A 13,218-nucleotide genomic window follows, 5' to 3' on the forward strand; every position below is an offset into this window, starting at 1 on the left:
AAGAAAGTATAAAACTTTCCTACCTGCATAAGTGCAACTAAGACATTCGCCTAAATACTTTGCGAATGTCAAGTTTTCAAAGGAACGGGGTGCAGGTGATTGAATAAAAAAACAGAGATATTAGATACAGCTGCCATCAATAGAGCATTGACCAGAATGTCACATGAAATATTGGAGAAGAATAAAGGCGGCGAAGATATCGTACTTGTAGGTATAAAAACAAGGGGAGTTCCACTTGCTAAACGAGTTCACGATAAGATTAAGCAAATAGAAGCAATCGACGTTCCACTTGGTGAACTTGATATTACACTTTACCGTGATGATTTGGAAAAAGCGACAACAGATAATGAACCAGAAATTAAATCTGCCACGATTGATGTAGAGTTAACAGGAAAAAATGTTATTTTGATTGATGATGTCCTCTATACAGGACGCACAGTACGCGCAGCAATGGATGCCGTAATGGATATTGGCAGACCGTCAAGAATTCAACTTGGTGTACTTGTCGATCGAGGTCACCGAGAATTGCCGATTCGCGCAGATTATGTTGGAAAGAATATTCCAACCTCTGATAAAGAGATTATAGTCGTTCAACTTGATGAAACAGATGAAGCAGAACATGTTTCGATCTATGAAAAATAAATAGCTACAACTTTTAAGCAAATCCAGAGAGATTTGAAAGGTTGTGTTAAGAAATGCGTGTATTCACCACTACACGTGTACCTCTTTGCAGCCTTTTGCAAAGAGGTTTTTTTATTGCAATTAAATCAATTTAAATGAAACCACTGTGGATAACTGTAAAAACGTGAACCCACATTAAAGCATTCTAGTTCAATCCGAAATCCTAAAAACTTCCACCTATAAGGAGAGGATATGATGAGACATTTTATATCAGTTGATCAGCTAACAGAAAAGGATATTTATTCCATGCTACAAAAAGCAGAGAGCTACCGTAGCCAGAAAGTGAAGGATATGACTAGCAAACTGTTTACAGCCAATCTCTTTTTTGAACCCAGTACGAGAACAAAAATGAGTTTTATTGTAGCACAAAGAAAAATGGGATTTGAAGCGCTTGATTTTCATGAAGATACATCAAGTGTACGAAAAGGCGAGTCGCTTTATGATACAGCAAAGACATTTGAAGCAATCGGAGCTAACCTCTTAGTTGTGCGCCATCCAGATGATAATTGGTATGAGGCGCTAGAAGGAAAGATTTCCATACCAATGATCAATGCAGGGGCAGGGAAGGCAGAGCATCCAACACAATGCATGCTCGACTTATTGACGATTTATCAGGAATATGGACGGATCGAAGGACTGAAGATTGTTATCGTTGGTGACATCAAGCATAGTCGGGTTGCTCACTCCAATGCAAAAGCACTTGCTAGACTAGGTGTAGAAGTATACTTATGCGCTGCTCCTGGTTTTGAGGATCCAGAGCTTGAATTTCCATATATATCAATTGATGAGGCAGTAGAGATATGCGATGTTGTGATGCTTCTCCGAATTCAGCATGAGCGACATGTGCAAAAAAATGAAACAAACAATTACTTGGATCTTTATGGATTAACAAAAGAAAGAGAAAAGAAGATGAAGGAGAAGGCAATTATTCTTCATCCAGCGCCGATTAATCGTGGGGTAGAGATTGATACCGATTTAGTGGAATGCAGGCGCTCACGAATTTTTAAACAAATGGAAAATGGTGTCTATGTAAGAATGGCAATTATGTCACACGTATTAAATGAATGGGGGATTATGAATGAAAACTTTATTGAAAAACGCCAAAAAGTTAGCAGCTACTAATGAGTTGGAAGTATGTGAAATTTTAATCGAAGGAAAACAAATAAAAGAAATTGCACCTACTATTTCTGAAGAAGCAGATGAGATAATTGATTTACAAGGAAAGCTTGTTTTGCCAGGATTTATTGATGTCCATATTCATTTACGTGAACCAGGTGGGGAACATAAGGAAACGATTCTGACAGGGACAGAAGCAGCAGCGCGAGGAGGTTATACGACAGTATGTGCTATGCCAAATACAAATCCTGTGCCAGATAGTCAAGGAGCATTATTAGCACTTTGGGAAAAAATTAATACAGATGCGAAAGTACGTGTTCTCCCTTATGCAGCGATAACAAAGGGATTAAAGGGAGAAGAACGGACGAATATTAAGGAATTACAGGAATTAGGCGCATTTGCTTTTACCGATGATGGAGTTGGCATTCAAACTGCTGACCAAATGCTTTCCGCCATGAAGGAAGCAGCAGCATGTGGGGCGGCAATTGTCGCTCACTGTGAGGATAATTCAATTGTGTATGGTGGTGTCGCTCATGATGGAGAGGTTAGTGAACGATTAAACCTTCCAGGAATTCCATCTTTAAGTGAATCGGTACAAATTGCTAGAGACGTACTCCTTGCAGAAGCTGCAAATTGTCATTATCACGTCTGTCATGTAAGTACAAAGGAATCCGTTCGTGTCATCCGTGATGCGAAACGAGCAGGTATCAACGTTACTGCGGAAGTAACACCACATCACTTATTATTAAATGAAGAAGACATTCGCGAAGTAGATACAAATTTCAAAATGAATCCACCACTACGTGCGAAAGAAGATCATCAAGCATTAATCGATGGATTGCTTGATGGGACGATTGACTTTATCGCAACAGATCATGCACCACATGCAGCCGAAGAAAAAGCAAAAGGGTTTATCAAAGCTCCATTTGGAATCGTAGGACTTGAAACGGCATTCCCGCTTCTATATACGCATTTAGTAGAAACAGGGAAGATTTCACTTCAACAACTAGTTGAATGGATGACGGCAAAGCCAGCAGACGTTTTTAACCTTCCATATGGAACGCTTGAGACAGGAAAGGTTGCAGATATTACTGTAGTTGACCTTGAAAAAGAAAATGTTATCGATAAAGACACGTTCTATTCAAAGGGAAAGAATACACCATTCGATGGCCGGCGTGTTAAAGGTATACCAGTCGTAACCATTGTAGAAGGAAAAGTAGTGTACAAGGAGGCAGTTCATGCGTAAAAGACAATTGGTTCTTGAAGACGGAACGATATTTATTGGTGAAGCATTTGGAAGTGATTGTGAATCAAACGGAGAAGTTGTATTCAACACAGGAATGACTGGCTACCAAGAAGTAATAACGGATCCATCTTATTGTGGTCAAATCGTAACAATGACCTATCCAATTGTCGGAAACTACGGAATTAACAGGGATGATTTTGAAACAGTAACTCCTTTTATTAACGGATTAATTGTGAGAGAAGTGTGTGATACACCGTCTAACTTTAGGCAGGAGGAGAACTTAGACCAATTTCTTAAAGCGCATGGTATTCCGGGAATCGCCGGGGTGGACACAAGAAAGCTGACCAAAATAATTCGGAAGCATGGAACCATGAAAGCTATTATTTCAAATGTAGATGTTTCATCAGAAGCGCTTATTGACCAAGCGAAAAATCTACTTCTACCCACTGATCAAGTGAAAAAGACATCAACAGTTAAGCCGTATGTTGTTCCTGGACGTGGAAAGCGGATTATCATGATTGATTTCGGTGCAAAACATGGAATCTTACGAGAATTAACGAAGCGTGACTGCCATATAACAGTAGTCCCATATAATTATAGTGCGGAAGAAATTTTACGGTTAAAGCCGGATGGGTTGATGCTGACAAATGGTCCAGGAAATCCAAAGTATGTTCCAGAAGCAATTGAAATGATTAAAGACATTTTAGGCAAGGTTCCGATATTCGGTATTTGTCTCGGTCATCAGTTACTAGCACTAGCATGTGGTGCCGATACAGAGAAGATGACATTTGGCCATCGTGGATCGAATCATCCCGTGAAAGATTTAAAGAATAAAAGAACGTACCTTACTTCACAGAATCATAGTTATGCAGTTAAGGCAGAATCGTTGAAACATACAGCACTTGAGCTAACGCAAGTAGCTTTGAATGACAATTCCGTTGAAGGTATTCAACACAGGAATTATCCTGCTTTTTCCGTACAATATCACCCAGAAGCGTCACCAGGACCTGAGGATACAAACGAGCTTTTTGATGTATTTTTGCAGATGGTTGAACAGGCTCAAGTGAAACGGGGGGAAGAAGTATATGCCTAAAAATACAGCAATCCAAAAAATACTAGTTATTGGTTCTGGACCAATTGTGATTGGCCAGGCAGCGGAATTTGATTATTCTGGTACACAGGCTTGCCAAGCATTGAAGGAGGAAGGATATAGCGTTATTCTTGCAAACTCAAATCCGGCAACGATCATGACAGACCATACGGTAGCTGACAAAGTTTATATGGAGCCACTAACTGTTGAATTTTTGACAAAAATCATTCGCAAAGAGCAGCCTGATGCATTACTACCAACACTTGGCGGTCAGACTGGACTGAATCTAGCAATGGCATTAGAACAAAGTGGTGCTCTCTCTCAGTACAATGTTGAACTATTAGGAACAACTCTAGAGGCAATTCAAAAGGCAGAAGACCGTGAGAAGTTTAGAGATTTAATGCACGCATTAAAGGAGCCTGTACCAGAAAGTAGTATCGTCAATACAGTGGAACAAGCGCTTGATTTTGCCGCAGAAATTGGTTATCCATTAATTGTTCGCCCTGCATACACACTAGGTGGTACTGGTGGTGGAATGTGCTATAACGAGCTGGAATTAAAAGAGATAACAAAGAATGGGTTAGCATTATCGCCTGCCGATCAATGTCTAATCGAACGAAATATCGCTGGGTATAAAGAAATTGAATATGAAGTAATGCGAGATAAAAATGACCAGGCAATCGTCGTTTGTAATATGGAGAATGTAGACCCTGTCGGTATTCATACTGGTGACTCGATTGTTGTTGCACCATCACAAACACTAAGTGACCGTGAGTATCAAATGCTCCGAAATGCTTCGTTAAAAATTATCCGTGCACTGTCCATTGAAGGTGGTTGTAATGTGCAGCTGGCGCTTGATCCGGATAGCTTTAATTACTATATTATTGAGGTAAATCCAAGGGTTAGTAGATCATCAGCATTAGCTTCAAAAGCAACGGGTTATCCCATTGCAAAAGTTGCTGCCAAAATTGCTGTTGGATATACACTGGATGAAATTATCAATCCGATAACTGGAACGACGTATGCGCTATTTGAACCTGCGCTAGACTACGTAGTGACAAAATTTCCGAGATTCCCATTTGATAAATTTACATCAGGTGATCGCAGGTTAGGAACGCAGATGAAGGCAACCGGAGAAGTGATGGCAATTGGTCGTAATTTTGAAGAGTCCTTATTAAAAGGCATTCGCTCCTTAGAGCTTGGAACAGAGGAGCTTTGGTTGGAATCACTCACCGATGTCTCCGAAACAGACCTCGTGCAGCGTATGGAAAAAGCAGATGATGAACGTATTTTTGTTATCGCTGAAGCATTCCGCAGGGGAATTACAGTAGAACGAATATTTCAGTTAACTAAGATTGATCGTTTCTTTCTTGTGAAACTAGAAAGGTTAGTAAAATTTGAACAAGAATTGCAAGCACGGCGTTTTTCTAAAGAAATCTTAGCAAAGGCAAAACGACTTGGTGTAGCTGACGCACAAATTGCAAGACTATGGAATACGTCCGTCGATGAGGTTTTTACATATCGAATGACCGAAAAGGTGAAGCCAGTATATAAAATGGTAGATACATGTGCAGCTGAATTTGAATCAGAGACGCCATATTTTTACAGCACCTATGAGGATGAAAATGAATCGATTGCATCGAATCGGAAAAAAATTCTAGTTCTTGGCTCTGGCCCCATTCGTATCGGTCAAGGAATCGAGTTCGATTATGCTACCGTTCATGCCGTACTTGCCATTAAAGAAATGGGCTATGAAGCAATCATTATGAATAATAACCCAGAAACGGTTTCAACCGATTTTAGTATCTCTGACAAGCTTTACTTTGAACCATTAACACTTGAAGATGTCATGCATGTAGTGGACTTGGAGCAGCCAGAAGGAGTTATTGTTCAATTTGGTGGTCAAACAGCAATTAATTTAGCGGCTGGGTTAGAGCGAAGAGGCGTTGCCATTTTAGGAACAAGTTTAGAAGCAATTGACCGTGCGGAGGATCGCGATAAATTCGAAACGTTACTAGATGAATTGAATCTACTTAGACCAACAGGTAAAGCTGTTCAGAAACTTGAACAGGGACTGAAGGTTGCAGGCGGAATCGGTTATCCAGTACTTGTAAGACCTTCTTATGTTATCGGTGGAAGTAGAATGGAAATCGTTTATGATGAGGATGAATTAATGGTCTATCTAAGTAAGGCTGATAATATCAATCCAGAGCATCCAATTTTAATCGATAAATACCTTACCGGAATTGAAGCGGAGGTAGATGCCATTAGCGACGGAGAAACAACGATTGTGCCAGGAATTATGGAACATATTGAACGGGCTGGTGTGCATTCTGGGGATTCCATGGCAGTTTATCCACCCCAGCGACTCAGTGAAACGGTTAAACAAAAATGTATGGATGCTGCTGATCAAATTGCAAAAGCTCTTAAGGTAAAAGGATTGATAAATATTCAGTTTATTATTCGGGGAGAAGATGTTTACATTCTCGAAGTGAACCCACGTGCAAGTAGGACGATTCCTTTCTTAAGTAAAATAACCGGTGTAACGATGGCAGCTATTGCAACGAAATGTATATTAGGAATAAAGTTGAAGGATCTAGGCTATGAAACTGGAATTCTACCGGAGGATAGCAATGTATCTGTAAAGCTGCCTGTGTTTTCTTTTGAGAAACTAAGGAGCGTTGATACAATCTTAGGGCCGGAGATGAAATCGACAGGAGAAGCAATCGGTTATGATAAGACACTGGAAAAGGCATTATATAAAGGACTCATCGCTGCAGGATTTACCGTCCCACAAGAGGGTGGTGTCCTGTTAACAGTGGCAGATAAAGATAAAGCGGAAATGCTAGAAGTTGCGGAACGTTTATATCAGCTTGGGTTCGTGCTATACGCAACTAAAGGAACAGCTGCATACGTCAAAGAGGTAGGCAATTTACCAGTTATAGAAGTAGAAAAAATTGGTCGGGCAGAACCAAATGTACTTTCGATTATTGAAAATGAGCAGGTTCAATTTGTAATCAATACACTCAATTCAGGTAAAAAACCAAGGTCAGATGGTTTCTTGATTCGTAGGCAGGCAGTCGAACATGGTATCGCTTGTTTAACAAATATGGATACTGCGAATGCCATTTTAAATGTGATTGATTCAACAACATTTAGCGCAAAACCAATAGGAGAAAAAGAGGCTATTAGATGATGATACAAAAGGAAAATATGATAATTAGATCTGTAACGAATATTGCACTGGATACAATCGAAATGGTTCTTGAAAATACGTATATTAGTAAAACTGCCATTCCAGGGCAGTTCCTCCATGCAGCGATTGAGGGACACACGTTACGTAGACCCATATCGATTGCAGATATCGATCAAGAAAAAGAAACGATTACAATTTTATTTAAAATTTTAGGTAAAGGTACGGAAAAGCTTGCAACGTACCAACCTGGGATGACCTTTGATGCGCTTGGTCCAAGTGGAAATGGCTTTCAGGTTGATAATACACGAGCAACATATCTCTTAATCGGTGGTGGGATTGGCGTCCCTCCATTGTATTATCTCGGGAAAACACTTGCAGAAAAGAAATGTAATATCGTTTCTATTCTCGGGTTCCAGACAGAAGAAAATGTGTTTTATGAAGAGAGATTTCAAGCACTTGGAAAGACATTTATTGTGACAAATGATGGTTCATATGGAGAAACAGGATTTGTCACGGATATTATCGAAAAGGCAGGACATTTTGATTCTTACTTTTCTTGTGGGCCAGTTCCGATGCTTAAAGCAATTACTTCAAAGCTACCTACTAAACCCGGGTTAATTTCTTTGGAAGAGCGGATGGGTTGTGGTGTTGGAGCATGTATGGCATGTGTTATCCCTTCGGCGGATGGCAAAGGCTATCAGAAAATCTGTAGTGATGGACCAGTTTTTCATGCACAGGAGGTATCCTTATGACAAATTTAGCTGTACGCCTACCCGGTCTTGAGTTGAAAAATCCAATCATGCCTGCATCTGGATGCTTTGGCTTCGGTAGAGAATATAGTTCGTTTTATGACTTAGGCAAGCTTGGTGCAGTTATAATGAAGGCTGCAACAGGCACTGGGCGCTTAGGCAACCCAACACCACGTGTTGCAGAAACTGCATCTGGCATGTTAAACGCTATTGGTTTGCAAAATCCTGGAGTGGAAAAAATCATTGAAAATGAAGTTCCATTTCTTGGGGCCTACGATACATGTATCATAGCCAATATCGCTGGAAGCACTCTAGAAGAATATGAAAAAGTTGCCAGCACATTTAATGAAACGAATCTCGTACATGCGCTAGAATTAAACATCTCATGTCCGAACGTAAAAGAAGGTGGCATCCAGTTTGGAACAGATCCCAGCTTGGCGCAGGCGGTCACTGAAATTGTAAAAAAGGCTAGTAAACTTCCGGTTTATGTGAAGCTCTCGCCTAATGTAACCAATATAGTCGAAATGGCAAAAGCAGTAGAAGCAGCAGGTGCAGATGGACTATCGATGATAAATACGTTGACAGGAATGCAAATCCATTTGCCATCAAGAAAACCATTGATTGCGAATAAAACAGGTGGCTTATCTGGTCCAGCTATAAAACCAGTAGCAATTCGTATGATATATGAAGTCAAGCAGCATGTTGACATACCAATTATCGGGATGGGTGGCGTGTCGAATGCAGAAGATGTGCTCGAGTTTTTGTTAGCAGGGGCAAGTGCTGTTGCTGTCGGTACTGCGAATTTTTCCAATCCGTATGTATGTCCAGAAATTATTGACGCACTTCCAGAAACATTAGAACGCTATGGGTTTAATTCGGTGGAAGAGGCCATTGGAAAGGGGATTATGTCTGTATGAATGAGAAAATTTACTTAGCATTAGATTTCCCAAGCTGGCAAGAAACAAAGCAATTTCTAGATACCAATCACTTGCATGGTGTGCCTGTTAAAGTTGGAATGGAGCTTTTCTATCGTGAAGGACCGATGATAATTGAGAAACTAAAGCAACAGAATCATGCTATTTTTCTAGATTTAAAATTGCATGATATTCCAACAACGGTCATGCGTGCAATGAAGAATATCGCAAGCTTAGGAATAGATATGATTAATGTGCACGCCCTTGGTGGTGGTGAAATGATTCATTATGCCAAAGAAGGGCTTGTAAGTGGTAGCATAGGAGAAGTGCCAAAACTAATTGCTGTTACCATTTTAACCTCAATGGAGCAACAAACGCTTAATGAACAATTACGAATATCTGGCAATGTGGTAGATAATGCTGCGTATTTCGCAAGTGTTGCTCAAGACAATGGTGCAGATGGTGTCGTTTGCTCTGTTCATGAGGCAAAATCAGTTAAATCATGTTGTGGAGATGCTTTTCTAACCGTAACCCCAGGCATTCGTTTGGCTGAATCCGATAAAAATGATCAGAAACGGATTGCGACTCCAAGCTTCGCAAAAGACAATGGTTCAGACTTCATTGTCATTGGTAGAAGTGTTACACAAGCAACGAATCCGTATAAAGCATATCAGCAGGTAGTAAAGGAGTGGAATCATGGTATTAAAGAATGAATTAACAAGGGATTTATTAGAGATAAAGGCAGTACAAATTAATGCAGATGATTACTTTACATGGACATCAGGCATCAAGTCGCCAATTTACTGCGACAATCGTTTAACGATGTCTTATCCAGTTGTTCGTAAAAAAATCATAACTGCATTTGTCGAAAAAATCGCTGCAATGGATGAAAAACCAGATGTCATTGCAGGCTGTGCAACTGCAGGTATCCCTCATGCAGCATGGCTAGCTGAAAAATTAGACCTTCCAATGGTTTATGTGCGTTCAAAGCCAAAAGGACATGGCAAGGGGAACCAAATTGAAGGGAAAATCTCTAAGGGACAAAAAGTACTTGTAATTGAAGATTTAATTTCTACTGGTGGATCCTCCATCGAATCGGCAAAAGCACTCCAAGCAGAAGGAGCCGACGTACTAGCTGTTTTTGCAATCTTTACATATGGATTAAAAAAAGCAACAGAGCAATTTGGAGCTGAAGCAATTACCTTTGATACGATAACAAACTTTGATGAATTAATAGAAGCACTTGTAGAAGACGGCAAGCTGACTACAACCAATAAAGCTGAATTATTAGAGTGGCGTAATAGCTTATAGTGCTTGATCGAAAGAAACTGTGGACTACTGCAATTATGGATTAAGCGTGCGTATACCCCGCTACGGAAACACAATACGCTTTTCGCGGGTGACCCCTGAGCCTCTTCGAACTCCGTTCTTCAGAGGCTCACTCTGGACACGTATCCAGCAGAAGTCTTCGTGTGTTTCCTTCGCTAGAATTGGCGCGTTACCTATTATTAACATCGTTATCAAAAATAAAAAACGTTGCTCAAACCAGTCCGGGTGAGCGTAGGGCGGTGACACCTCGAAAATAAAAACCAATTTTCTTCGTGCGATGTAACAGCTGACGAAGCATTCCTTGTCCTGCGGGAACAGCACGTGTCTGAAGCCTCTCCGGAAGTGCTCTTCTTCCGGAGAGGCTGAAGCCGTGTCCTAAGGTGCGCATCCGCCTGAAGCGATCCCGGACGGCGACAGTTGCTCATACTAAGCAATTAGGTTAGTGCGAAGTTTATATAAAATATAAATAAAGAAATATTTTTTACAAGTCTAATTCACGTATTACTTTTCATACAAAGCCATCCATTCATCAATTGCAAAGGATTGTATATCACCTTGTGCATCAAATTTAAATTGGTAATATTTTTGAATCGTTTCAGGCGCGTTATTAAGGTAGTGGGATACTTTCTTAATATCGTCGATAGAATCAAGTGTACGGTGAACCCATTCAGCATATGGAAGGGGCTTTTTTCGCTCCGTTTCTTTTAACAGCTTTAACTTATTTTTTTCAAGCAACGTTTTCCATTCGGATATTTTTCGAGAACGAACATGGCTATCATCACGCATCTTTTCAAGTGCATTAACGAATTCATCATAGTGCTTATTTTCGGCTGCAATATTATCGATGAACAGAAATTTCCCGGAAGGTTTTAAAACACGTTGTACCTCATCAATGAATCTACCCGCATCTGGAAAATGATGTGCAGCAATACGACAGGTAACGATATCAAAGTAATTATCGATAAATGGCAGATTTTCAGCATCAGCAATGACGTAATGCGTATTTGTTAAATCGCTTAGATAATCAGCTGTATTTTCCAGCATTTCCTTTGTAATGTCTGTGGAAATTACTGTTTTTACGTATGGTGATATAGTCTTTGTAACATGCCCTCCGCCTGTTGCAATATCTAATGCTACCATATTTGGCTTTAGCTCTAACCATTCCTTTAATAGCTCTAAATCAGTACCACCAGCATGTGTACTGCTCGTTACATAGGCTTCCTTATTTTTGCTGAATACTTCCTTCACCTTATTTTTTTCTTCCATATCATTTCCCTACTCTCTAAATAGTTTTGATTATTCTTACTTTTATTTTAAGCTTCTAGATGCGATAAGTAAAATACTGATATATAATCAATAGTAATTACAAAAAGTTATCAGGGGGATTCCGATGAAAATCGATGATTATGAGTTACTTTTAAAATTAAATGAAGTTGGAACAATTAGGGGGACAGCTAAGGTTATTCTTATTTCACAGCCGGCTGTAACACAACGTTTAAAATATATCGAGGAGTACTTTGGTGAGATGATCTTCATACGAACATCAAAGCGTCTTATGCCAACCCCGAGCGGTGAAATCATTTTAGAGCATGCGAAACAAGTAATAGAACGAGAAAGAGCGTTAAAAAATAAACTATCAGAAGCAGGTAAAGATATTCAAGGAACATTGTCGATTGCTTGTTCCTCGTTGATTAGTCAACGATTTCTCCCCGCAATCCTTGGGGAATTCACTGCTGCTTATCCGAAGGTGGCTATTGATCTCGTAACAGGAATTAGTGAAGATATAAAAAGAGATCATAAAAAATATCATGTTTGTATCATTAGAGGGGAAAAGTTAAAGGAGACAACATCGATTCGTTTATTTGATGATCCGCTGTATATGTTTGACACAGAGCCATTCCCCAATAATCAAGTAAAAGAAAGGCCACTTATATCCTTTAAAAGTGATGACAGTATGCATGAACTAGTCGATAACTGGCTTTATCACCATCAAGATCAAATCAAACCATTGAAAACAATGACCGTAGACCAAATTGAAACTTGTAAGCAATTTATGAAGCAAGGACTTGGTATGGCAGTATTACCAAAAAGTGTATCCTCTTCATTAATGGATACATATCCGCATATCCCGCTTGTGCTGGAAGGCGAAAATGTAGCGCGTTATACTTGGCTTTGCTATCAAGAAGGAATTCGTAAGTTGCCGCAGGTTGATAAATTTATTACAGCACTTACGCAAACAACATTTCTTGCGTAATAATGGAAGATTAATGTTAATAAATAAAGTTTATTTCCTATTCATGTTTAACAAGTGATTGGAAAAGGAATTGTCTTATTAAATACAGGAAATAGGAGTGAACTTTTAATGAGCGATGTAATTTTCACTGCAAAAGCAACTGCTACAAATGGGCGAGAGGGTCATGTGAAGTCGGATGATGGTTTAATCGATTTGGAACTTGTTAACCCTGCATCGAATAATAACGATAAGAAAGGTTCAAATCCAGAGCAATTATTTGCGGCAGGCTATGCAGCTTGTTATGATGGAGCATTAAATTTAGTTGCATCCAAGCAAGATCTAAAAATTGATTCTGAAACAATAGCTGAAGTAAGCTTTATGAAGGATGAATCCGATGGTGGTTTTAAAATTGGCGTCACGCTGACTATTGAAATTGAAGGAGTAAATCCGGAGGAAGCGGAAGATTTAGCGGAGAAAGCCCATCAAGTATGTCCATACTCGAAGGCGACAAGGGGAAATATCGAGGTGAAATTAAATCCACAGGTAGTATAAATTTGGTGTTTTATGCTGCAAAAGATATAAACGAATTGCGGTGATTACACTAGTAGATAAATTACCGCACGATAATTAACTTATTTTAAAAGACGACTCCAATTCATTTTGA

At 39.6% G+C, this 13,218-nt stretch carries 12 protein-coding genes; 11 read left to right on the forward strand and 1 reads right to left on the reverse strand.

The features are described from left to right. Positions 1-99 precede the first annotated feature (99 nt). The 9 genes from pyrR to pyrE all read left to right on the forward strand — a co-directional run bounded on the left by pyrR (position 100) and on the right by pyrE (position 10,303). A complete protein-coding gene (gene pyrR, locus F1560_RS19095) occupies positions 100-642 on the forward strand; it encodes a bifunctional pyr operon transcriptional regulator/uracil phosphoribosyltransferase PyrR (RefSeq protein ID WP_118888956.1) in 543 nt (180 codons plus the stop codon). A gap of 234 nt (positions 643-876) precedes the next feature. After that, positions 877-1,803 (forward strand): aspartate carbamoyltransferase catalytic subunit, encoded by a 927-nt coding sequence (locus tag F1560_RS19100; RefSeq protein ID WP_149476225.1) that lies wholly within the window; start codon positions 877-879, stop codon positions 1,801-1,803. Continuing rightward, on the forward strand, positions 1,760-3,043 hold the full coding sequence (locus F1560_RS19105) for a dihydroorotase (protein WP_149476226.1): 1,284 nt from the start codon (positions 1,760-1,762) through the stop codon (positions 3,041-3,043). The genes F1560_RS19100 and F1560_RS19105 overlap by 44 nt, the downstream gene beginning before the upstream one ends. Then, a complete protein-coding gene (locus tag F1560_RS19110; RefSeq protein ID WP_149476227.1) occupies positions 3,036-4,136 on the forward strand; it encodes a carbamoyl phosphate synthase small subunit in 1,101 nt (366 codons plus the stop codon). Before F1560_RS19105 ends, F1560_RS19110 begins: the two co-directional genes overlap by 8 nt. Continuing rightward, the gene (gene carB / locus F1560_RS19115; RefSeq protein WP_149476228.1) at positions 4,129-7,329 is read left to right on the forward strand and encodes a carbamoyl-phosphate synthase large subunit; all 3,201 of its coding nucleotides are present in this window, start codon (positions 4,129-4,131) and stop codon (positions 7,327-7,329) included. Before F1560_RS19110 ends, carB begins: the two co-directional genes overlap by 8 nt. Then, positions 7,326-8,081: a dihydroorotate dehydrogenase electron transfer subunit gene (locus F1560_RS19120; protein WP_338112797.1), complete on the forward strand. Its 756-nt coding sequence runs from the start codon at positions 7,326-7,328 to the stop codon at positions 8,079-8,081. The genes carB and F1560_RS19120 overlap by 4 nt, the downstream gene beginning before the upstream one ends. Continuing rightward, on the forward strand, positions 8,078-8,995 hold the full coding sequence (locus F1560_RS19125) for a dihydroorotate dehydrogenase (RefSeq protein WP_149476229.1): 918 nt from the start codon (positions 8,078-8,080) through the stop codon (positions 8,993-8,995). The genes F1560_RS19120 and F1560_RS19125 overlap by 4 nt, the downstream gene beginning before the upstream one ends. Continuing rightward, positions 8,992-9,705 (forward strand): orotidine-5'-phosphate decarboxylase, encoded by a 714-nt coding sequence (pyrF, locus tag F1560_RS19130; protein ID WP_149476230.1) that lies wholly within the window; start codon positions 8,992-8,994, stop codon positions 9,703-9,705. The genes F1560_RS19125 and pyrF overlap by 4 nt, the downstream gene beginning before the upstream one ends. After that, positions 9,689-10,303 (forward strand): orotate phosphoribosyltransferase, encoded by a 615-nt coding sequence (pyrE, locus tag F1560_RS19135; RefSeq protein ID WP_149476231.1) that lies wholly within the window; start codon positions 9,689-9,691, stop codon positions 10,301-10,303. Before pyrF ends, pyrE begins: the two co-directional genes overlap by 17 nt. Positions 10,304-10,822: 519 nt before the next feature. Here pyrE and F1560_RS19140 read toward each other — a convergent pair. Next, entirely contained in the window at positions 10,823-11,587 is a 765-nt protein-coding gene (locus F1560_RS19140) for a class I SAM-dependent methyltransferase (RefSeq protein ID WP_149476232.1), read from the reverse strand. Positions 11,588-11,711: 124 nt separating this feature from the next. Between F1560_RS19140 and F1560_RS19145 the strand changes: the two genes are divergently transcribed. Together F1560_RS19145 and F1560_RS19150 are read left to right on the forward strand one after the other, a co-directional pair. After that, positions 11,712-12,575 (forward strand): LysR family transcriptional regulator, encoded by an 864-nt coding sequence (locus F1560_RS19145; protein WP_149476233.1) that lies wholly within the window; start codon positions 11,712-11,714, stop codon positions 12,573-12,575. Positions 12,576-12,683: 108 nt separating this feature from the next. Further along, a complete protein-coding gene (locus tag F1560_RS19150) occupies positions 12,684-13,106 on the forward strand; it encodes an organic hydroperoxide resistance protein (RefSeq protein ID WP_149476234.1) in 423 nt (140 codons plus the stop codon). Positions 13,107-13,218 lie beyond the last annotated feature (112 nt).

This window comes from Oceanobacillus polygoni (genome assembly GCF_008304605.1).
Taxonomy (GTDB): domain Bacteria; phylum Bacillota; class Bacilli; order Bacillales; family Amphibacillaceae; genus Oceanobacillus; species Oceanobacillus polygoni.